This window comes from Jeongeupia wiesaeckerbachi (assembly GCF_050916355.1).
In the GTDB taxonomy this organism is placed as follows: domain Bacteria; phylum Pseudomonadota; class Gammaproteobacteria; order Burkholderiales; family Chitinibacteraceae; genus Jeongeupia; species Jeongeupia wiesaeckerbachi.
This window is the reverse complement of the sequence record NZ_CP136946.1, coordinates 3094421-3114360: the sequence shown is the minus strand read 5'-3', so window position 1 is coordinate 3114360 and position 19940 is coordinate 3094421. Positions and strand designations below refer to the sequence as shown.

Here is a 19940-nt window from a genome sequence, read left to right as displayed (position 1 = left end):
CTTTCGTGAAAATTGTATCCAAGTTGCTTCTGGCAATGATGTTGTCCGCCGCCATTCCGGCCTGGGCCGCTACCGATGCTTCTGCGCCGCTGTTCGCGCTCAAGGAAGAAGACAAGGTGACCGTGCAGATCGCCGCCATTGATACGGCGAACCGCAAGCTGACGGTGCAGTTGCCGAATGGCGAGCAGGCCGACGTGGATGTCGGTGCCGATGTGCGTAATTTCGATCGCCTCAAGGTCGGTGACAAGATCACGACCAAGATCAGCGCCGCGATTGCCTATGCGGTGGTCAAGGGTGGTGCCGGCGTGCGTGGTACGACCGAATCGACCGGGACGACGCGCAGCGAATCCGGCGAGCGCCCGGGTGGTGGCTGGGTGAAAACCGAAACGCTGTCGGCTGACGTCGTTGCGGTAGATCGCAAGGCTTCGCGCATCAAGGTCAAGACGCCGGACAACAAGGTTGTTGAAGCCAATGTGAAAAACCCGGCTGCGCTTGAGCAGATTGCCGTGGGTGATCAGATCAATGTCGTGCTGCGTCGCTCGATCGCAATCTGGGTCGAGCAGCCGGCGGAGTAAGCCGGCACGAAGAATTCGGGGGCGTGCGCTACGCGTGGCTGTCATGCGTCAGGGTATAATCGCCGCATGACTACGCCCCGATTCAAAACACTCGAGGACTTCGTCGGCAATACGCCACTGGTCCGACTCAAGCGCTTGCCCGGCGAGACCAGCAATGTCGTTCTCGTCAAGCTTGAGGGTAACAACCCGGCCGGCTCGGTCAAGGACCGTCCGGCGCTGTCGATGATTCGCCATGCCGAAGCCCGTGGCACGATACGCCCGGGCGATACCTTGATCGAGGCCACCAGCGGCAATACCGGCATCGCGCTGGCAATGGCTGCCGCGATGATGGGCTACCGGATGGTGCTGATCATGCCGGCCAACTCCAGCATCGAGCGCGTGCAGGCCATGAAGGCCTATGGCGCCGAGGTGATCCTTGTCGACGGCATGGAAGCAGCGCGTGATCTCGCAACGCTGATGGTTGCCGAGGGCAAGGGACTGGTGCTCGACCAGTTTGCCAACCCGGACAATCCGCTGGCGCACTATGAAACGACCGGGCCGGAAATCTGGCGCGACACCGAGGGGACGATCACCCATTTCGTGTCGAGCATGGGCACCACTGGCACCATCATGGGCACCGGCCGCTACCTTAACGAGGTGGCGCCGCAGGTCGAGATCGTCGGCGTCCAGCCTGCCGATGGCGCATCGATTCCCGGTATCCGCAAATGGCCGGTCGAGTATGTGCCGACCATCTGTGACTTCTCGCGCATCGATCGCATCATGGAAGTGGGCCAGCAGCAGGCCGAGGAAATGACCCGCCGGCTGGCTCGCGAAGAAGGTATTTTCGCCGGCATTTCGTCGGGCGGGGCGCTCGCCGCCGCGCTGCAACTGTCCAAGCAGGTAGAGAACGCCGTGATCGTGACCATCGTCTGCGACCGTGGCGACCGTTATCTGTCGACCGGCGTGTTTCCAGCGTGAACCCGCTCGACTGGATCGGCCATGTCGCCGGCGTCTGTACGACGATGGCCTTTTTGCCGCAGGTGATCAAGGTCTGGCGGACGCGGTCGGTCGATGACATTTCACGCGGCATGTATTCGCTCTTCGTATTCGGCGTCGCACTGTGGCTGCTCTACGGGGTGGTCATAAACTCGTGGCCGCTGATGATCCCGAATGCGATCACGCTGGTGCTCGCCGGTTCGGTGCTGGTGATGAAGTTGCGCTACACGGCAAGGAAAAAGCCATGACACCGGTTGACCTGCATTGCCATTCCAGCGTGTCGGACGGTTTGCTGCCGCCGCGTGAGGTCGTCCGCAAGGCGTTCGAACGAGGCTGCCAGCTGTTCGCGCTCACCGATCACGATGACGTGCGCGGCCTGCCCGATGCCGCCGACGAAGCGGCCAAGCTGGGCATGCTTTTCATCAGCGGCGTCGAGATTTCGGTCAGTTGGGGCAAGCACACGCTGCATATCGTCGGACTCGGTTTCGATCCGTCGCATCCGTCTATCGTCGAAGGGCTGGCGACTGTCCGTTCGGGGCGCGCGGAGCGCGGCGAGCGCATGGCCGCGTCACTGGCGGCGGTCGGCATCGAGGGCGTGCTCGAAGGCGCGCGCAAATACGCCGACAACCCGGAAATGATCAGTCGCACCCACTTTGCCCGCTATCTGGTCGAGGCCGGCAAGGCCAAGGACACCAAGAGCGTGTTCAAGAAGTTTCTGGTTCGCGGCAAGCCCGGCTACGTTGAACATGAGTGGGCCAGATTGCACGAAGCAATAGGCTGGATCCGCGAGGCCGGCGGCGTTGCCGTGCTGGCGCATCCGGGACGGTACGAGCTGGGCAACGAGACTCTGCGCGTATTACTGACCGAATACCGTCGCCTTGGCGGCGAGGCGATCGAAGTCGTCTCGGGTAGTCATGGTGCCGCCGATGTCGGCCGGTTTTCGCGGCTGGCGCAGGAGTTCGGCTTTCTCGCCTCGTGCGGCACCGATTACCACGCCACCGGCGAGGGTGCGCGCGAGCCGGGGCTCAATGCCGACCTGCCGGTGGGTTGCGAGCCGGTCTGGACCCGTTGGTGGTCACCTGCGCCGGCGGCAAACTTGCCCTGACGACTGGCGCGCGCTCCGCTACAGTCGCTGTACTCCTACCAGATACGAGCCCATGTCCCAGTTCTTTTCAATTCATGCCGAAACGCCGCAGCCGCGTCTGATCAAGCAGGCGGTCGAGATCGTCCGCAAGGGCGGGCTGATCGTATATCCGACCGACTCGTGTTATGCGCTCGGCTGCGCGCTCGACAACAAGGACGCGCTGGAGCGCATCCGCCGCATCCGGCAGTTGAGCGACAAACACCACTTCACGCTGGCGTGTCACGACCTGTCGCAACTGGGCAACTACGCGCGGGTCGATAACCGGACCTACCGGCTGCTCAAGTGCGCGACACCGGGCAACTACACCTTCATCCTGCTGGCGACCAAGGAAGTGCCACGGCGCGTCTGGCATCCGAAGAAACAGACCGTCGGCCTGCGGGTGCCCGACCATCCGGTGGCATTGGCGCTGCTCGAGGAACTGGGCGAGCCGATGCTGTCGAGTTCGCTGCTGCTGCCGGGTGAGGATATGCCGATGTCCGACGCCTGGGATATTCGCGACCGGCTTGAGCATGACGTCGACCTCGTCATCGAAGGCGGCTATTGCGGCGTCGAACCGACCACGGTGATCGATCTCTCCGAAGGCGCACCGGTACTGATGCGCGCCGGCAAGGGGCCATTGGCGCCATTCGGTTTCGACGACTGATATGAATACGACTGGGAAAATACATGGGTGATTTTGATCTGAGCAGTTTCGTCCAGACGGTATGCATCTGGGCGATTCCGGTGTTGTTTGCCATCACGGTGCACGAAGCAGCCCACGGTTACGTGGCGCGCCATTTCGGTGACGATACCGCTTCGCGGCTGGGGCGGATTTCGCTGAACCCACTCCGGCATATCGACCCGATCGGTACGGTCGCCTTGCCGCTCTTCCTGCTGGCACTCGGCGGCTTCCTGTTCGGCTGGGCCAAGCCGGTGCCGGTGGATTTCGGCAAACTGCGCAATCCGAAGCGCGACATGCTTTGGGTAGCGGCCGCCGGGCCTGCGTCGAACTTCGTGATGGCGCTCGTCTGGGCCTTGCTGATGAAGGTTGCGCTCGGGCTGGAAGGGTTCGGCCTGCAGGAGCCGATGTTCCTGATGGGGCAGGCGGGCGTCTCGATCAATCTGACCTTGATGGTGCTGAATCTGCTGCCGCTGCCGCCGCTCGATGGTGGTCGCATTCTGGTGTCGCTGCTGCCGATGCGGCAGGCAATGTGGGTGTCGCGGATCGAGCCCTATGGCTTCTTTATCCTGATTGCACTGCTGGCGACCAATACGCTGAGTACGATCATGGCGCCGCTGATGCGGATCGCAGCCATGCCCATTATGTTCATCTTGCATTAACTCTCTGAATAACAAGGATTTGTACCATGTTTCCCGATCGCGTCCTCTCGGGCATGCGCCCGACCGGCAAGCTGCATCTCGGCCACTATCACGGCGTGCTGAAAAACTGGGTCAAGCTGCAGAGCGAGTATGAATGCCTGTTCATGGTGGCCGACTGGCATGCGCTGACGACAGCGTATGACGATGTCAGCATCATCGAAAAAAGTGTTTGGGACATGGTGATCGACTGGATTGCCGCTGGCGTCGACCCGGCGCAGGCAACGATCTTCATCCAGAGCCGGGTGCCGGAGCATGCCGAGCTGCACCTGCTGTTGTCGATGATTACGCCGCTGTCGTGGCTCGAGCGCGTGCCGACGTACAAGGACCAGATCGAGAAGATGAGCCACAAGGATCTGGGCACCTACGGCTTCCTTGGCTATCCGCTGCTGCAGTCGGCCGACATCCTGCTGTATCGCGGCAATCTGGTGCCGGTCGGCGAGGATCAGGTGCCGCACGTCGAGATCACGCGGGAAATCGCACGTCGTTTCAACCATGTCTTCGGCAAGGAAGTCGGGTTCGAGGAAAAGGCCGAAGCGGCGATCAAGAAAATCGGTGGTAAGAAAGGCAAGCTGTACGAAGAGCTGCGTACCCGTTACCAGCAGGATGGCGATGTTGAAGCGCTCGAGTCGGCGCGCGCCTTGCTGGCCGAAACGCAGAACCTGTCGCACGGCGACCGCGAGCGCTTGTTCGGCTTTCTTGAAGGCGGTGGCAAGATGATTCTGCCGGAGTCGCAGCCCTTGCTGACTTCGGCCAGCCGGATGCCGGGGCTGGATGGCAACAAGATGTCCAAGTCCTATGGCAATACGATCAGCCTGCGCGAGGATGCGGATTCGGTCGCCAAGAAGATCAAGCAGATGCCGACCGACCCGGCGCGCGTCCGCCGCACCGATCCGGGCAACCCGGACAAATGCCCGGTCTGGCAGTTGCACCAGGTGTATTCGAACAATGCGACCAAGGCCTGGGTGGTCGAAGGCTGTAAGAGCGCCGGCATCGGCTGTATCCAGTGCAAGCAGCCGGTGATCGACGGTGTGCTGGCCGAGCAGGCGCCGATGTTCGAGCGTGCCCAGCCGTATCTGGAAGACCCGACGCTGGTGAAGAAGATCGTTGCCGATGGCTGTGAGCGCGCGCGCGAGCTGGCGCGCGAGACCATGCGTGATGTACGCGAAGTCATGGGGCTGGCGTACAGCTAAGGATTGACGATGACCTTTGCGATTCGCCCTGCCGCCGCGGCCGATGCCGCGGCCATTCACGAACTGGTCACCGCCGCATTCGGCCAGCCCGGCGAGGCCGACCTCGTTGTGGCGCTGAACGCAGCAGGACGAACCGATCTGGCGCTCGTTGCCGATGCCGGTGGTCTGGTCGTCGGGGACTTGCTGTTTTCGCCGGTAACCGTAGAGGGCGTTGCCGGTGCGGTCACGGGTCTGGCGCCGCTGTCGGTCGCGGCGGACTGGCGTCGTCAGGGTATTGGCAGGGCGCTGGTCGACACCGGTCTGGCGCAATTGCGAGCGCAGGGCGTCACCGCCGTTGTCGTACTGGGCGATCCGGCCACCTACGGCCGCTTCGGCTTCGTTCCCGCCGATCGTTTTGGTTTGAGCTGCGAATACGACGTGCCGCCCGAATACTTCATGGCGCTGGAGTTGGTGCCGGATGCGCTGGCCTTTGCCGCCGGCGTCGTCCGCTACGCCCCGGAGTTTGCTGCATTGTGAGTGAGATCGACGTGGTGGAGCCGCCGCTAGCGCATGTCCTTGGCGAGCCGGTCCATCACATGCCGGCCGACCTGTACATTCCGCCGGATGCGCTGCGCGTACTGCTGGAATCGTTCGAAGGCCCGCTGGACCTGCTGCTGTATCTGATCCGGCGGCAAAACCTCGACATTCTTGATATTCCGCTTGCTTCGGTCACCGCGCAGTACATGCGATACGTCGATGCGATGCAGACAAGCCGTCTGGAGCTGGCCGCCGAATACCTGCTGATGGCTGCGGTGCTGATCGAAATCAAGTCGCGTTTGTTGCTGCCCAGACACGATGAATGTCCGGATGACGGCCCGGACTTCGAGGCGGAAGACCCGCGCGCTGAACTGGTACGCCGGCTGCTGGAGTACGAGCAGATCAAGCAGGCCGCCTACACGCTGTCACAACAGCCCTTGGCAGGACGTGATTTCGAGTTCGTGGCGGTGCTGTTCGAGCGCGAAATGGTGTTGCGTTTGCCCGAGGTGGGCGCCGCCGACCTGCGAACGGCCTGGCAAGCCATTCTGGCGCGCGCCAAGCGTAACCAGCATCATCAGATCACCCCGGACTCGCTGTCGGTGCGCGAGCAGATGAGCGCTATCCTTCGCCTGCTGCAAGATGGCCGCCCGCATGAATTTACCGTTCTGTTCGATACAACCGCCGGCATCCCTTTGCTGGTGGTGACCTTCCTTGCGGTGCTGGAGCTGGTGAAAGAGGAGCACATCGTTGTCAGTCAGGATGATGGCTTCCCGCCCATCTATGTTCGGCTGGTGGGCGCGAAGCCGATCGGGGGTGTCGAATGAGCGTTGAACTGACGCCGAAGCTGGTGCTGGAAACCGCCTTGCTGGTTGCGCAAGAGCCGCTGGCCATGCCGGCGTTGCGGCAGTTGTTTGCCGACACGCTAGCCAGCCGCGACATTGAACACTTGCTCGCGGAACTGGAAGACGATTGGTGCGGCCGCGGCATCGAGCTGGTGCAGCTGGCGTCCGGCTGGCGTTTTCGCAGCCGGGCTGCATTGCAGCCCTATCTCGACCGGCTCAATCTGGCGCGCCCCCCGCGTTACTCGCGCGCGGTGATGGAAACGCTGGCCATCATCGCCTACCGCCAACCGGTGACACGCGGCGACATCGAAGAGGTGCGGGGCGTAACGGTCTCGAGCGCAATCATTCAGACCTTGAAGGAAAGAGGCTGGATTGATGTCGTGGGCCACAAGGATGTGCCGGGCAGGCCGGAGTTGCTGGCAACCAACAAGCGCTTTCTGGATGAGCTCGGATTGCAGGCCTTGTCGGACTTGCCGCCCTTGTCCGAAATGTCGGGGTTGATCGAGCCTGGTGAGGGTGGCGGCGAATAATCATGGATCCAGCGGGTGGCGCGTCGACGGAAGGCTGCCGGTCAGTCCGCAACAGCGAATCCGTACTTACATTGGAAAAACGAAATGAATGAAAGCATGGCGGTCGGCATCGGCGCCGTTGCGATGTTCCTGGCCTGGAAGTGGCTGGTGGCGCAACTGGCGCAGAAAGGCGTGCGGCGTTGGCTTCAATACACGGTCGGCGGCGTGGTGGCGCTGCTGGTGCTCGCGCTCGTCGTCGGCGTGCTCGCGCCAAGCCGGGTGCCGGCGTTACCGCATACCGAGGCGTCGGCCGTTGGCTAGACTTGGTAGTTCGTAGCGTTTTGTCGGCGGCGGTCCCACTGCGGCATGCCCGGCGATCAAGTCACCTAGACTTGGTGGTCGTTGCCGCGATTTCGAGGGTGTGCCGCTCTGAAGTTCAGCTTCCCATGGCGTGATGTGATTGGGGGACGATACGCGTGCATTGAACGTCCTCCGCGATATCGCGCCCGCAGATGGTGCACATGGCGTTCAGACGGCCGCTGCAGCCGGTCGAGCCACCGCGGGCAAGTCTTTTCTTACGTATTCACCTTACTCGTGGCGGCTGTCGCGTTAAAATCTCCGCTTAAAGCGCCGCGAAGCATCAGACAGGTTGTAAAGAATTGGACACGAATACAAGCAAAACAAAGGCTTCGGCCCATACGCCGATGATGGCCCAGTACCTCAAGCTCAAGGCGGACCACCCGGACAAGCTGGTTTTCTACCGGATGGGGGATTTTTACGAGCTGTTTTACGATGACGCGGTCAAGGCGTCCAAGCTGCTCGACATCACGCTGACGACGCGCGGACAGAGCGCCGGACAGCCAATCAAGATGGCCGGGCTGCCTTATCACGCTTGCGAGGGGTATCTGGCCCGGCTGGTGAAGCTGGGCGAGTCGGTGGCGATTTGCGAGCAGTTCGGCGACCCGGCCACGACCAAGGGGCCGTTGGAGCGCAAGGTCGTGCGCATCGTTACGCCCGGCACGCTGACCGATGCCGCCTTGCTGGACGACAAGCAGGAGAACCGCCTGCTGGCGATCGTCGCGCTCAAAGGCCGGCTGGGTCTGGCGTGGCTGTCGCTGGCGTCGGGTGATTTCGCGCTGATGGATACCGACGTCGAGCGCTTGCCGACGGAGCTGGAGCGCTTGCGGCCGGCCGAAGTCGTGGTGTCGGCCGATACCGGTCTGGCCTTGTTCGACACGCTGGGTGTGCCGGTGCGGCAGATGCCGCCGTGGCAGTTCGATCGCGACAGTGCGATTCGTGCCCTGACACGCCATTTCTCGACGCACGATCTGGCAGGTTTCGGCGTCGCCGACGACATGCTGGCGATCGGCGGCGCCGGTGCCTTGCTGGAGTATGTCCGGACCACCCAGGGCGGCGTGCTGCCCGCGCTGGCCGGGCTGCGCGTCGAGCATGCCAGCCAGTACATCGAGCTGGATCCGGCGACGCGGCGCAATCTCGAGCTGACCGAAACCATCCGCGGCGAGACTGCACCGACGCTGTTTTCGCTGCTGGACCAGTGCGCTACCAGCATGGGTTCGCGGACCTTGCGGCATTGGTTGCATCATCCGTTGCGCCAGCACGTCGCCATTCTTGAGCGGCAGTCGGCGATCACTGCCTTGCTGGACGCGGGTACGACCGAAGCGCTGCAGGAAACGCTCGCCGGCATTGCCGATGTCGAGCGCATTGCGGCGCGCATCGCCTTGCGCAGCGCGCGCCCGCGCGACCTGTCAAGCTTGCGCGACAGCCTCGCCTTGCTGCCTGCCTTGCGGAGCGCGCTACCGAAGACCGAGTTCTTCGCAGCGCTGGCGCAGGCCTTGCTGCCCGACGCCGAAATCCATGCGCTACTGGTGGCAGCGGTTCAGCCGGAGCCGTCGGTGGTGCTGCGCGAAGGCGGGGTGATCGCCGATGGTTATTCGGCCGACCTTGACGAGCTGCGTGGCATTCAGGCCAATTGCGGCGAGTACCTGCAACGGATGGAGTTGCTCGAGCGCGAACGCACTGGCATTCCAACCTTGCGGGTCGAATACAACCGGGTTGCCGGTTTCTTCATCGAGATCAGCAACGCCAACGTCGACAAGGTGCCGCCCGAGTACCGCCGTCGGCAGACCATGAAGAACGCCGAGCGCTACATCACGCCCGAACTCAAGGTCTTCGAAGAAAAGGCGCTGTCGGCGCAGGATCGTGCGCTGGCGCTGGAAAAACAGCTGTTCGAGACTTTGCTGGATGCCTTGCTGCCGCAGCTGGCCAGTCTGCGGCTGGCGGCACAGGCTGTCGCCACGGTCGACGTGCTGGCCTGCTTTGCTGCGCACGCACAGGCGCGTGGTTATGTCGCGCCGGTGTTTGTCGACGAAGTACGCATCGACATCGATGCCGGCCGCCATCCGGTGGTCGAGGCACAGATCGACGACTTCATTCCGAACGGCGTGGCCTTTGGCCCGATGCGCAAGCTGCTGCTGATCACCGGGCCGAACATGGGGGGTAAGTCGACCTATATGCGTCAGGTGGCGCTGATCGTGCTGCTGGCCCATGTCGGCAGTTACGTGCCGGCCAATAGCGCCGTGATCGGCCGGGTTGACCGGATCTTTACCCGGATTGGCGCATCGGACGATCTGGCCGGCGGGCGTTCGACCTTCATGGTCGAAATGACCGAAACCGCCAACATCCTCAACAATGCCAGCGAGCACAGCCTGGTGCTGATGGACGAGGTCGGGCGTGGCACGTCGACCTTCGACGGTTTGGCGCTAGCGTGGTCGATCGCCCGACAGCTGATCGAAAAGAATCGCGCTTATACGCTGTTTGCAACGCACTATTTCGAGCTGACCCGACTGGCGCAGGATTACGCCATGGTCGCCAACGTCCATCTCGACGCTGTCGAGCACAAAGACCGCATCGTGTTCCTGCACGCAGTGCAGGAAGGGCCGGCGTCGCAAAGCTACGGCGTCGCGGTGGCGCAGCTTGCCGGCGTGCCGCGCGAGGTGATTCGTCAAGCCAAGCGCAAGCTGACGGAACTTGAGCAGTCGAGTCCGGGTCATGCGCATCAGGGCGATCTGTTCAGCATGCCGCTCGCGCCGTCTGTGGAACCCGAGACACATCCGCTCGTCGAAAAAATGACGGCGATCGATCCGGATGATTTGACCCCGCGCGCCGCGCTGCAGCTTTTGTTCGAGCTCAAGGCGATGCTTTGATTGGCGCCATAAAGTTCATATTCACAACTAGACCAAAAATACCGTTCGCCGGACTAAGCTAAAACCATATTCAGTAGCGAACGCAACGAGGAGCAACAACGTGGAAGCCGTACAGAATGGGCAGTCTGACAACGACCAACGGGAAATCGATCCGTCGGAAATCGATGAGGGCATTGCACGATTTCTGGGGATAAATCCGGGTTCGGATGCATTCCGGCTGGCCGACGTCCGTAATAAAGCCACTTCCGAACTCAAGACGCTTGGCGACGCGTTGGTCGCGCACCTCGATGCGATCGACGTGCGCATCCCGCCGGCCCTGCAACTGGTCGGCGGCGAAGTGGGACGGATCGTGGTCGCCAGTGAGCACGGTGCGAAAGCGGCAATCGAAGCGCGAATCAATGGCGATACGCGGGTACTGAAGACGTTCAAGGAAGTCGAATTGTTGTTCGAAATCCTTCGTAAAGCCGAATTGCGCGATACCGAGCGCTTCAAGTCGCAACATTTCAACCTGGGTTTGACAAGCCTTGGCAGCATTGCATTTTTTACCGAGGCCTGATCGGCTTCAAGCAGGTGTGACAGGGCCGCTTTGCTGCGGCCCTGTTTGTTTGGCGGCCGGCGTGATGCTTGCGGGCTGTCCGCGATATAATCGCCTGTTATTTCCGGATTACTGAACACATGAAAACCACCCGTGCCCGTCGCCCTCAGCCGGCGATTCGCGAACAGAAGGCGGCTGACCAACAGCGAGCCGGGCTCAAGGGCCGCAAGCCGGTGCCGTCCGCTGCGGATGAATTCACCAGCGGGCGCAAGCCACGTGGCGCCAAGCCCGCTTTGGGGCAGGCGCCGCGCACCGCCGCAGCAGGTGCCGCGCCTGCGGAACCTGCCCGCGGCGGTCGGGATATTGCGACCAAGGCAAAGCGCATGAGAATGCGCGCCGGTTCGCAGCACGAAGTTGCGGTGCAAAAACAGTTGCGCGCGAAGCGGCTGACCTCGGCCCAAGTGGGCGAGGAACGCTTGCAAAAAGCGCTGGCATTCAGCGGTGTCGGCTCGCGTCGGGACATGGAAGAGTTGATCGCAGCAGGCCGAGTCAGCGTTAACGGCAAGATTGCGGAGCTGGGCGCCAAGGTCAAGCAGGGCGACGAGGTTCGTGTCGATGGCAAGCGCGTCACCATGCGCTGGGCGGACCGACTGGCACGCGTTGTGTTGTATCACAAGCAAGAAGGTGAGCTGGTGACGCGTGACGACCCGCAGGGCCGCCTCACGGTGTTCGATCGACTGCCGCGACTGTCGTCGAGCAAATGGGTGGCCGTCGGCCGCCTCGACTTCAATACCAGTGGCCTGCTGATTTTCACCACCTCGGGCGATCTGGCTAACCGGATGACCCATCCGCGCTTCGAGATGGAGCGCGAGTACGCGGTGCGCGTACTTGGCGAGCTTAGTGACGAACAAATCGCCGAACTGCGCAAGGGCATCACGCTCGAAGACGGCCCGGCCAAGTTCACCCATATCGAAGCGCAAGGCGGCGAGGGGACGAACCACTGGTATCGCGTGGTACTCAAGGAAGGTCGTAACCGCGAAGTGCGGCGGATGTTCGAGCACTTCGGCCTGACTGTATCCCGGCTGATGCGCGTGCGTTTTGGCGCACTGACCTTGCCGGGACGCCTCAAGCGCGGACAGTTCTATGAACTGTCCGAGACCGAGGTGCTGGCGGTGATGAAGTGGGCCGACCTGAAGCTCAACGGCGAAGCCAAGGATCACTGAGCATCCCATGAGCAAGGCGTTCACCCGCGAAGACGATCGTGACGACGATGAGCTGCCAGCCGAGCTGAAGGTGCCGGTTGGTAGCAAGAATTACATGACTCCGGGTGGTTGGCGCCGGCTCAAGACGGAGCTGCACGACCTCGTCACCAAGCACCGGCCCGAGCTGACCCAGATCATCAATTGGGCAGCCAGCAACGGCGACCGCTCCGAGAATGGCGACTACATCTACGGCAAGAAAAAGCTGCGCGAGACGGACCGACGCATCCGCTTTCTGACCAAGCGGCTGGAGAATGCCGAAGTTGTCGATCCTGAAGTGCGTGAGGAGACCGATCAGGTGTTCTTCGGTGCGACCGTCACTTACTTGCGCGAAGATGGCCACGAGGAAACGGTATCGATCGTCGGCGTCGACGAAACCGACCTGAAACGACACTACGTCAGCTGGACCGCGCCGATTGCCCGGGCGCTATTGCGCGCGCGCGAAGGCGAGACGGTGGCCTTGCGGCTGCCGGGCGGCGTGGAGGATATCGAAATCATCGAGGTCCGCTATCTCGCACTGGAGACGGAAAACCCTAGCTGATACAGAGCTGATTTCTGTTTTGCGCAAGGCTTTCCGATTCGATATGCTGCGCGCATGAAGCGCACTCAACACAGCAGCCTTTTCCGGCGCGTCCTCCGGAACATGGCGTTCCGGATCGCCGTTGTTTCGCTGGCGATCTCGGCCGTCAGCTATTACTACAGCTATATGCGGCTGCAGGAAGAGGCACTGGGCAACCTTGAAAAGTACATCAAGGCGCGCAGCCAGATCGAGAGCGAACCCTTCCTTCAGGCCGAGACCAACACCAAGCTGCTGCGCAACGAGTTCATCCGCCGTTACGCGCAAATGCAAGGCGCCGATGTCAGTGGCGAGTTCCACGCCCTGATGAAGCAAGACCGCGACGGCATGTGGCGTGTCCGGGTTGAACGCGATGACTTCGAGTACCGTGCGACCGTCGCCCTGTTGCCTAGGGTTGAGCTGACGCCCGAGTTCATGCGGCAGGTGATGCTCGGCTACGAGTTGCTGAGCCAGTACGGCCCGGCATTCCGCAACCGGTATTACGATACTTTCGTCGATCTCAACGTATCCGATGGCAGTTTGATGTTTCTGCCGGATTTGAACTACGCCCGCAATGGCTCCGTTGCGGATTTCGAGTTCGACCTGGAAACCGAGGTGGGGGCAACGCCGGCGCGCAATCCCGAGCGCAAAACCTTCTGGACCGGCATTTACTTCGACAAGCAGGCCATGCAATGGATGGTGTCGGTGGTGACGCCGATCGACTATCTGGGGCGCTATCTCGGTGGCGCGGGACAGGATTTGCTGCTCGACCAGCTGATCGCCCGGACCAACAGCGTCGGCATTCCCGGGACGACCAACTTCATCGTGACGCGAGAGGGCGATCTGATTGCCCATCCAGACCGAATGCCGCAGATCGAAGCCATGCGCGGGCACTACAATCTGCGCGATGCGGATGATGCAACGCTACGGGACATGTACTCGGCCATCGCGAACGCGACACCCAAGCAGTTGTTTGTCGAAAGCCCGGACGGGCAATCGTGGCTTGGCATGGCTCAGATCCGCGGCGCGGATTGGTTGTTCGTCACGGTGTACCCGAAGCGTTTGCTGCAGGAAAAAGCCGCATTGGCCGCCAGCATGGTGCTCTTGCTCGGCCTGATTGCGCTGCTGATCGAACTGGGCTTGATGGCCTGGGTCCTCAAGGTTGACGTTGCCCGTCCGCTGGGACGCCTCAAGGCTGCGATCCAGTCGTTGGCGCAAGGCCGCCACACCCACCCGCTGGACACCGAACGAACCGACGAGCTCGGTGAGCTGGCTCGCAACTTCGACGCGATGGCGTCGACGATCGCGCACCATCGGCAGAATCTGGAGGCGCAGGTCGCGACCCGGACTGAAGAGCTGGCGCAGCGCAATGTGCAACTCGAACTGGTCAACGCCGAGTTGTCGCGGCTGAACGAGGAAAAGAACGAACTGCTGACCATAGCGGCGCATGACCTCAAGAACCCGGTCGCCAGCATCGCCGGTATGGCCGGCCTGATCGGCAGCAAGTTCGACGTATGGCCCAAGGAGCGCGTACGCGACCGGCTGGCTGGTATTAGCCAGCTGGCCAACCGGATTCAGCGGATTCTTGGCAACCTGCTCGATATCAATACGCTGGAATCGGGGCAGTACCGGCTGACGCTTGAGCCGGTGCTGATCGATGAGCTGATGGGCGAGTTGCTGGCGAGCTGGGAAGGGCGGCTGGAAGAAAAACAGCAGCGTTGCCACTATCAGCCGAACGGCTTGATCGTGCAGGCCGACCGGCAGGCCTTGTGGCAGGTGCTCGACAACCTGATCTCGAATGCGTCCAAGTACACGCCACACCAGAGCAAGATCGACATCACCGCGGGCTTGTCGCTCGGCATGGTCGAGATCGCGGTGCACGATTATGGCCCGGGTATTGCGCCGCACGAAATGGACAAACTGTTCCGCAAATTCGGTCGTCTGTCGGCGGTGCCTACCGGTGGCGAGCATACGACCGGTCTGGGCTTGTCGATCGTCAAGCGCCTGACCGAGGAAATGGGCGGGGGCGTGCATTGCGGCAGCCTGTTTGGTCACGGCACGACGTTCACCGTGTCGCTCCCGCAGCCGGATGCGCCAGGGGCACCAAGGAGCGGCAATTCGGCCGAGACGTTGACGGCTTCGGACGGTAAAATCGGCGTTTGATGCGATTTTACCCGGGGCCGGATCGCCCCGGACGGAGCAATGTCATGAGGCAGTACCTCGATCTCTTGCAGCACGTCATCGATCACGGTGCCCGAAAGGAAGACCGTACCGGCACTGGCACGCTGTCGGTGTTTGGTCACCAGATGCGCTTCGACCTCTCGCAGGGCTTCCCGCTGGTGACGACGAAGAAAGCGCATCTGAAGTCGATCATTTACGAGTTGCTGTGGTTTCTGCGTGGCGAAACCAATAACAACTGGCTGAAAGAGCGCGGCGTATCGATCTGGAACGAGTGGGCGCGCGACGATGGCGAACTCGGCCCGATCTACGGTTACCAGTGGCGCAGCTGGCCGACGGCCGATGGCCGTCATATCGACCAGATTGCCGACGTGGTCAAAACACTGAAATCCAACCCGGATTCACGCCGCATCATCGTGTCGGCATGGAATGTCGGCGAGATCGAAAACATGGCGCTGCCGCCGTGCCATGCGTTCTTCCAGTTCTACGTCGCCGACGGCAAATTGTCGTGCCAGCTGTATCAGCGCAGCGCCGACCTCTTTCTGGGTGTGCCGTTCAATATCGCGTCGTATTCTTTGCTGGTGCTGATGATGGCTCAGGTTTGCGGCCTCGAACCGGGCGATTTTGTCTGGACCGGCGGCGACTGCCACATCTATCTGAACCATCTCGAACAAGTGCAAACGCAGCTTGGTCGTGAGCCGCTGCCGCTGCCGACGATGACCTTGAACCCGGAAAAGAAGGATATTTTCGCGTTCGAATACGAAGACTTCGTGCTCGAAAATTATCAATCGCATCCAGCGATCAAAGCGCCGGTGGCGGTCTGAGATGGAACTGGCTCTCATTGCTGCGCTGGCGCAAAACCGTGTCATCGGCATCGACAACACGCTCCCCTGGCATTTGCCAGAAGATCTCAAGCATTTCAAGGCGCTGACCATGGGGGCGCCGATGCTGATGGGGCGTAAAACCTTTGAGTCGCTGCCCGGTTTGTTGCCCGGCCGGCGCCATTTGGTGATTACCCGCAACGCGGATTGGCGGGCGGACGGTGCCGAGGCGTTTACCAGTATCGAATCCGCGCTGAACGCATGCGCTGACGATGAAAAAGTTTTCGTGATCGGTGGCGGTGAAATCTATCGGCAGACGCTGCCATTGGCGGATGCGCTTTACCTGACCGAGGTATCACTCTCGCCAGTGGGTGATGCTACGTTCCCGGATGTGCCGGCCCATGAGTGGCGCGAGGTCGAGCGAGTGGCGCAACGCAGCAGCAAGGACATCGACTTTGCTTTCGTGACCTACAAGCGCGCTTGATTTTGTCGATCCGGCATTTCAAAAGAAAACGGGCTTTACGCCCGTTTTCTTTATGCTGATTCGAAGTCACGAATCCACGAACTCAAGCAGGTCCGAAAACCGTTCGATCACGTGGTCGGCGCCAAGCGCACTGACGTCGCTGCCATAGCCATACGCTACTGCGACAACCGGGCAGCCGGCCGCACGGGCAGCGAGGATGTCGTTTTTCGAATCGCCGACCATCAGCATTTCGTCTTCGGCCACCCCGAAACGATCGAGCACATGCTGGAGTGGCAGGGCCGACGGCTTGCGTTCCGGCAGTGTGTCGCCACCGACGATGACGTCGAACTGCTCCGATACGCCGAGTTCGCGCAGCAGCGGCAAGGTGTAGCGCTCCGGCTTGTTGGTGACGATGGCAAGTGGCAAGCCCAGTTCGTGCAGCGCGTGCAGCGTTTCCTGTACTTGCGGATAGAAGCGCGTGGCGATCGTCAGGCCGGCCTTGTAGTGCAGATCGAAGCGCTGCATGGCGTGCTGCTGCTCCGGTGCGTCGGTCCAGGGGGCCGCGTAGTCGTCAGCGAGCGTGCGCGCCACCAGGCTGTGCGCACCGTCGCCGACATAGCTTTCGACGGTGGCCTCCGCCAGTGGCGGCAGGTCGAGGTCGGCGCGGGCGGCGTTGGCGGCGCGGGCAAGGTCGGCAATCGAATCGATCAATGTGCCGTCGAGGTCAAAGGCAAGGGCGCGGATCGTCATGCGAGTGCCTTGGTGATTTCGGTGTGCATCGCGTCGATCACCGTCTTGTAGTCAGGGTTGCCGAAGACGGCGGAGCCGGCGACAAAGGTGTCGACGCCGGCGGCGGCAATTGCACCGATGTTGTCGATTTTGACGCCGCCGTCGACTTCGAGGTTGATGTGCCGGCCGGTCTTTTCCTTGTAGGCATCGAGCTTGGCGCGCGCTGCGCGGGCCTTGTCGAGCATGGCCGGAATGAAGGCCTGGCCGCCGAAGCCCGGGTTGACCGACATCAGCAGCACCATGTCGACCTTGTCGAGCACGTAGTCGAGGTGGTCGAGCGATGTTGCCGGGTTGAAGACCAGACCGGCCTGGCAGCCATGCTCACGAATCAGCCCGAGCGTGCGATCGACATGATCGGAGGCTTCCGGGTGGAAGGTGACGATGTTGGCGCCGGCCTTGGCAAAATCGGGAACGATGCGGTCGACCGGTTTCACCATCAGGTGAACGTCGATCGGCACGGTCGCGTAGGGCTTGATGGCCTCGCAGACCAGCGGGCCGATGGTCAGATTGGGAACGTAATGGTTGTCCATCACGTCGAAATGGATCAGGCCGGCACCGGCGGCGATGACGTTGCTGATTTCCTCGCCAAGCCGGGCAAAATCCGCGGACAGGATGCTCGGGGCGATTCGGAATGGGCTCATGGGGCTGCTCCGGGGTGGATTGCGCTATTGTACCGTTGCCAGGAACACCGCGAGGGTGCCGGCCTGCTAAGATTGTCCACCATCAACCGGGAAGTGTGCATGAGCGAAAATCCCAAGTACAAAATCGACGTCGTGCCGCGCGCGAGTTTCGTTGCCGAGCAATCGGACGAAGAAGCGGGGCGTTTCGTTTTCTCCTATCACATCCGGATCACCAATGCCGGTGACGGGGTGGCGCAGCTTGTTTCCCGGCACTGGGTGATTCGCGATATGGAAAACCGTGTGCAGGAAGTGCGCGGCCTGGGCGTGGTGGGCGAACAGCCGGTGCTTGAACCCGGTCAGTCGTTCGAATACATGAGTGGCGCGACCCTGGAGACGCCGGTCGGCACCATGCGCGGCAGCTATTTGATGCGCACGCCGGACGGCGCCGAATTCCATGTCGATATTCCCGAGTTCGTGCTGTCGATTCCACGCACATTGCACTGATCTGATCCGCCCGCGTGCGGGCTTGCAATTCCGCGATCCTGGCCGCATCTAGTCTTGTCGTTTTTCGATAAGAACCATCATGGCCGCTCCCGATTCCGCCCCGCGCAACGACTGGCACACGCTGCGCACCCTGTTTCCCTACCTCTGGCGCTACAAAAACCGCGTCGTCTTGGCCCTCAGCCTGCTGATTGCGGCCAAGTTCGCCAACGTGGCCGTGCCGCTGGTGCTCAAGGGCATCGTCGATTCGCTCGACGGCAGCAAGGGCATTATCGTGATGCCGATTGCACTGGTTTTCGCCTATGGCGCCCTGCGGATGTGTTCGTCGGTCTTCGGCGAATTGCGCGATGCCGTGTTTGCCAAGGTGACGCAGGGGTCGATCCGGCGCGTGGCGCTGCAGGTGTTCGAACATCTGAGCGCGCTGAGCCTGCGTTTCCATCTGGAGCGGCAAACAGGCGGGATGAGCCGCGACATCGATCGCGGCACCAAGGGCATCGCCTTCCTGCTCAACTTCATGCTGTTCAACATCCTGCCGACGCTGGTCGAAATCGCGCTGGTGGCGATCATCCTGCTGAAGAAGTACGACTGGTACTTCGCGGCGATCACTTTCGGCACCATCGTCATCTACATTGGCTTCACCCTGGGCGTGACCGAGTGGCGCATGGCGTTCCGGCGGCAGATGAACGAGCTCGATTCCAAGGCCAATACCCGGGCGATCGATGCGCTGCTGAACTACGAAACCGTCAAATACTTCAACAACGAGCGCTGGGAAGCCGAGCGTTACGACCGCAGCCTGGCCAAATGGGAGGGCGCATCGGTCAAGAACCAGGTGTCGCTGTCGCTACTCAACGCGGGTCAGGCCGTGATCATCGCCGCCGGCGTGACTGCGCTGGTGTGGCTGGCGTCCAGAGATGTGGTCAGCGGCCGGATGACGCTGGGTGATCTGGTCCTCGTCAACGCCTTCCTGTTGCAGCTGTACGCGCCGCTGAACTTCCTCGGCTTCGTCTATCGCGAGATCAAGCACTCGCTCGCCGACATGGAAAAAATGTTCACGTTGCTGCGGCAGAACGCCGAGGTCAAGGACACGCCGGATGCGCGCACGCTGCAGGCCAGCAGTGCGGCGATCCGTTTCGAATCGGTCGATTTCGGGTATGAGCGCAATCGCCAGATTTTGCGCGAGGTCAGCTTTGAAATCCCGGCGGGCAGGACGCTGGCGGTAGTCGGGGCCAGTGGCGCCGGCAAATCGACGCTCTCCCGTCTGCTGTACCGTTTCTACGACGTCTGGCAAGGACGGGTGACGATCAACGGCATCGACTTGCGTGACATGACACAGGAAAGCCTGCGCGCGCACATCGGCATCGTGCCGCAGGATACAGTGCTGTTCAACGACACGATCTACTACAACATTGCCTACGGCAAGACCGGTGCCAGCCGCGAGGAAGTGATCGAGGCGGCGCGGGCGGCACATATCTACGATTTCATCGAAAAACTGCCGGAAGGTTTCGACACCATGGTCGGCGAGCGCGGGCTCAAGCTCTCGGGCGGAGAAAAGCAGCGCGTTGCGATTGCACGCACCATTCTCAAGAACCCGCCGATCCTGATTTTCGACGAAGCGACCAGCGCGCTGGATTCGAAGACCGAGAAGGGTATCCAGGCCGAACTCAAGGCCGTATCGGCCGATCGCACGACACTGATCATCGCCCACCGGCTGTCGACGATTGCCGATGCCGACGAGATTGCGGTCATGGACAACGGTCGCATCGTCGAGCGTGGCCGGCATCTCGAGCTGCTGGTCAAGAACGGCCACTACGCCCGCCTGTGGGCGCTGCAGCAACATGAAGAACCGGCGGAGCAGGCCAATCAGGTGTCCTGAGACGGCAAATA

Annotated in this window: 22 protein-coding genes; 20 read left to right on the top strand and 2 right to left on the bottom strand. The window is 61.7% G+C overall.

Annotation, left to right across the window (positions count from 1 at the left end; translation table 11 throughout):
• Positions 1-5: 5 nt before the first annotated feature.
• The 18 genes from R0382_RS15125 (at position 6) to R0382_RS15040 (ending at position 16167) form a co-directional block, all read left to right on the top strand.
• Entirely contained in the window at positions 6-575 is a 570-nt protein-coding gene (locus tag R0382_RS15125) for a hypothetical protein (protein WP_432720643.1), read from the top strand.
• 66 nt (positions 576-641) lie between these two features.
• Positions 642-1532 carry a cysteine synthase CysM gene (gene cysM, locus R0382_RS15120; protein ID WP_432720642.1) on the top strand — a complete coding sequence of 297 codons (891 nt, stop codon included), beginning with the start codon at positions 642-644 and terminating at the stop codon, positions 1530-1532.
• On the top strand, positions 1529-1798 hold the full coding sequence (locus tag R0382_RS15115) for a SemiSWEET transporter (RefSeq protein WP_432720641.1): 270 nt from the start codon (positions 1529-1531) through the stop codon (positions 1796-1798). The genes cysM and R0382_RS15115 overlap by 4 nt, the downstream gene beginning before the upstream one ends.
• Positions 1795-2655: a 3',5'-nucleoside bisphosphate phosphatase gene (locus R0382_RS15110; RefSeq protein ID WP_432720640.1), complete on the top strand. Its 861-nt coding sequence runs from the start codon at positions 1795-1797 to the stop codon at positions 2653-2655. The genes R0382_RS15115 and R0382_RS15110 overlap by 4 nt, the downstream gene beginning before the upstream one ends.
• A gap of 52 nt (positions 2656-2707) precedes the next feature.
• A complete protein-coding gene (locus tag R0382_RS15105; RefSeq protein WP_432720639.1) occupies positions 2708-3337 on the top strand; it encodes an L-threonylcarbamoyladenylate synthase in 630 nt (209 codons plus the stop codon).
• Between the two features lie 23 nt (positions 3338-3360).
• A complete protein-coding gene (locus tag R0382_RS15100) occupies positions 3361-4014 on the top strand; it encodes a site-2 protease family protein (protein WP_432720637.1) in 654 nt (217 codons plus the stop codon).
• A gap of 26 nt (positions 4015-4040) precedes the next feature.
• Positions 4041-5243 carry a tryptophan--tRNA ligase gene (locus tag R0382_RS15095; protein ID WP_432720635.1) on the top strand — a complete coding sequence of 401 codons (1203 nt, stop codon included), beginning with the start codon at positions 4041-4043 and terminating at the stop codon, positions 5241-5243.
• Between the two features lie 9 nt (positions 5244-5252).
• The gene (locus R0382_RS15090) at positions 5253-5759 is read left to right on the top strand and encodes a GNAT family N-acetyltransferase (RefSeq protein ID WP_432720634.1); all 507 of its coding nucleotides are present in this window, start codon (positions 5253-5255) and stop codon (positions 5757-5759) included.
• Positions 5756-6583, top strand: a complete 828-nt coding sequence (locus tag R0382_RS15085; RefSeq protein ID WP_432720633.1) for a segregation and condensation protein A — start codon at positions 5756-5758, stop codon at positions 6581-6583. Before R0382_RS15090 ends, R0382_RS15085 begins: the two co-directional genes overlap by 4 nt.
• Complete coding sequence (scpB, locus tag R0382_RS15080; protein ID WP_432720632.1) at positions 6580-7131, top strand: SMC-Scp complex subunit ScpB; 552 nt, start codon at positions 6580-6582, stop codon at positions 7129-7131. Before R0382_RS15085 ends, scpB begins: the two co-directional genes overlap by 4 nt.
• 84 nt (positions 7132-7215) lie before the next feature.
• On the top strand, positions 7216-7431 hold the full coding sequence (locus R0382_RS15075; protein WP_432720630.1) for a hypothetical protein: 216 nt from the start codon (positions 7216-7218) through the stop codon (positions 7429-7431).
• A 383-nt stretch (positions 7432-7814) separates the two neighbouring features.
• A complete protein-coding gene (mutS, locus tag R0382_RS15070; protein WP_432720629.1) occupies positions 7815-10334 on the top strand; it encodes a DNA mismatch repair protein MutS in 2520 nt (839 codons plus the stop codon).
• A gap of 100 nt (positions 10335-10434) precedes the next feature.
• Positions 10435-10890, top strand: a complete 456-nt coding sequence (locus tag R0382_RS15065) for a hypothetical protein (RefSeq protein WP_432720627.1) — start codon at positions 10435-10437, stop codon at positions 10888-10890.
• Between the two features lie 119 nt (positions 10891-11009).
• Entirely contained in the window at positions 11010-12092 is a 1083-nt protein-coding gene (rluB, locus tag R0382_RS15060; RefSeq protein WP_432720625.1) for a 23S rRNA pseudouridine(2605) synthase RluB, read from the top strand.
• A 7-nt stretch (positions 12093-12099) separates the two neighbouring features.
• Positions 12100-12669: a transcription elongation factor GreB gene (greB, locus tag R0382_RS15055; RefSeq protein WP_432720623.1), complete on the top strand. Its 570-nt coding sequence runs from the start codon at positions 12100-12102 to the stop codon at positions 12667-12669.
• A gap of 54 nt (positions 12670-12723) precedes the next feature.
• Positions 12724-14847 (top strand): ATP-binding protein, encoded by a 2124-nt coding sequence (locus tag R0382_RS15050; protein ID WP_432720621.1) that lies wholly within the window; start codon positions 12724-12726, stop codon positions 14845-14847.
• A gap of 44 nt (positions 14848-14891) precedes the next feature.
• The gene (locus R0382_RS15045) at positions 14892-15686 is read left to right on the top strand and encodes a thymidylate synthase (RefSeq protein ID WP_432720620.1); all 795 of its coding nucleotides are present in this window, start codon (positions 14892-14894) and stop codon (positions 15684-15686) included.
• A 1-nt stretch (position 15687) separates the two neighbouring features.
• Positions 15688-16167, top strand: coding sequence for a dihydrofolate reductase (locus tag R0382_RS15040; protein ID WP_432720618.1), 480 nt, complete (start codon positions 15688-15690; stop codon positions 16165-16167).
• 66 nt (positions 16168-16233) lie between these two features.
• On the opposite strand, the gene R0382_RS15035 is transcribed toward R0382_RS15040, so the two are convergent.
• On the bottom strand, positions 16234-16896 hold the full coding sequence (locus R0382_RS15035; RefSeq protein WP_432720617.1) for a phosphoglycolate phosphatase: 663 nt from the start codon (positions 16894-16896) through the stop codon (positions 16234-16236).
• On the bottom strand, positions 16893-17576 hold the full coding sequence (rpe, locus tag R0382_RS15030) for a ribulose-phosphate 3-epimerase (protein WP_432720615.1): 684 nt from the start codon (positions 17574-17576) through the stop codon (positions 16893-16895). The genes R0382_RS15035 and rpe overlap by 4 nt, the downstream gene beginning before the upstream one ends.
• Before the next feature lie 99 nt (positions 17577-17675).
• Here rpe and apaG point away from each other — a divergent pair, with 99 nt between their 5' ends.
• Positions 17676-18059 (top strand): Co2+/Mg2+ efflux protein ApaG, encoded by a 384-nt coding sequence (gene apaG, locus R0382_RS15025; RefSeq protein WP_432720613.1) that lies wholly within the window; start codon positions 17676-17678, stop codon positions 18057-18059.
• Between the two features lie 79 nt (positions 18060-18138).
• Positions 18139-19929, top strand: coding sequence for an ABCB family ABC transporter ATP-binding protein/permease (locus tag R0382_RS15020; RefSeq protein ID WP_432720612.1), 1791 nt, complete (start codon positions 18139-18141; stop codon positions 19927-19929).
• The last annotated feature ends 11 nt before the right edge of the window (positions 19930-19940 follow it).

Bases quoted from the DNA above. Each gene is read 5' to 3' on its own strand.
- cysM (WP_432720642.1), top strand. From the start codon at position 642: ATGACTACGCCCCGATTCAAAACACTCGAGGACTTCGTCGGCAATACG.
- R0382_RS15110 (WP_432720640.1), top strand. From the start codon at position 1,795: ATGACACCGGTTGACCTGCATTGCCATTCCAGCGTGTCGGACGGTTTG.
- R0382_RS15105 (WP_432720639.1), top strand. From the start codon at position 2,708: ATGTCCCAGTTCTTTTCAATTCATGCCGAAACGCCGCAGCCGCGTCTG.
- R0382_RS15100 (WP_432720637.1), top strand. From the start codon at position 3,361: ATGGGTGATTTTGATCTGAGCAGTTTCGTCCAGACGGTATGCATCTGG.
- R0382_RS15095 (WP_432720635.1), top strand. From the start codon at position 4,041: ATGTTTCCCGATCGCGTCCTCTCGGGCATGCGCCCGACCGGCAAGCTG.
- R0382_RS15090 (WP_432720634.1), top strand. From the start codon at position 5,253: ATGACCTTTGCGATTCGCCCTGCCGCCGCGGCCGATGCCGCGGCCATT.
- scpB (WP_432720632.1), top strand. From the start codon at position 6,580: ATGAGCGTTGAACTGACGCCGAAGCTGGTGCTGGAAACCGCCTTGCTG.
- R0382_RS15075 (WP_432720630.1), top strand. From the start codon at position 7,216: ATGAATGAAAGCATGGCGGTCGGCATCGGCGCCGTTGCGATGTTCCTG.
- mutS (WP_432720629.1), top strand. From the start codon at position 7,815: ATGATGGCCCAGTACCTCAAGCTCAAGGCGGACCACCCGGACAAGCTG.
- rluB (WP_432720625.1), top strand. From the start codon at position 11,010: ATGAAAACCACCCGTGCCCGTCGCCCTCAGCCGGCGATTCGCGAACAG.
- greB (WP_432720623.1), top strand. From the start codon at position 12,100: ATGAGCAAGGCGTTCACCCGCGAAGACGATCGTGACGACGATGAGCTG.
- R0382_RS15050 (WP_432720621.1), top strand. From the start codon at position 12,724: ATGAAGCGCACTCAACACAGCAGCCTTTTCCGGCGCGTCCTCCGGAAC.
- R0382_RS15045 (WP_432720620.1), top strand. From the start codon at position 14,892: ATGAGGCAGTACCTCGATCTCTTGCAGCACGTCATCGATCACGGTGCC.
- R0382_RS15040 (WP_432720618.1), top strand. From the start codon at position 15,688: ATGGAACTGGCTCTCATTGCTGCGCTGGCGCAAAACCGTGTCATCGGC.
- R0382_RS15035 (WP_432720617.1), bottom strand. From the start codon at position 16,896: ATGACGATCCGCGCCCTTGCCTTTGACCTCGACGGCACATTGATCGAT.
- rpe (WP_432720615.1), bottom strand. From the start codon at position 17,576: ATGAGCCCATTCCGAATCGCCCCGAGCATCCTGTCCGCGGATTTTGCC.
- apaG (WP_432720613.1), top strand. From the start codon at position 17,676: ATGAGCGAAAATCCCAAGTACAAAATCGACGTCGTGCCGCGCGCGAGT.
- R0382_RS15020 (WP_432720612.1), top strand. From the start codon at position 18,139: ATGGCCGCTCCCGATTCCGCCCCGCGCAACGACTGGCACACGCTGCGC.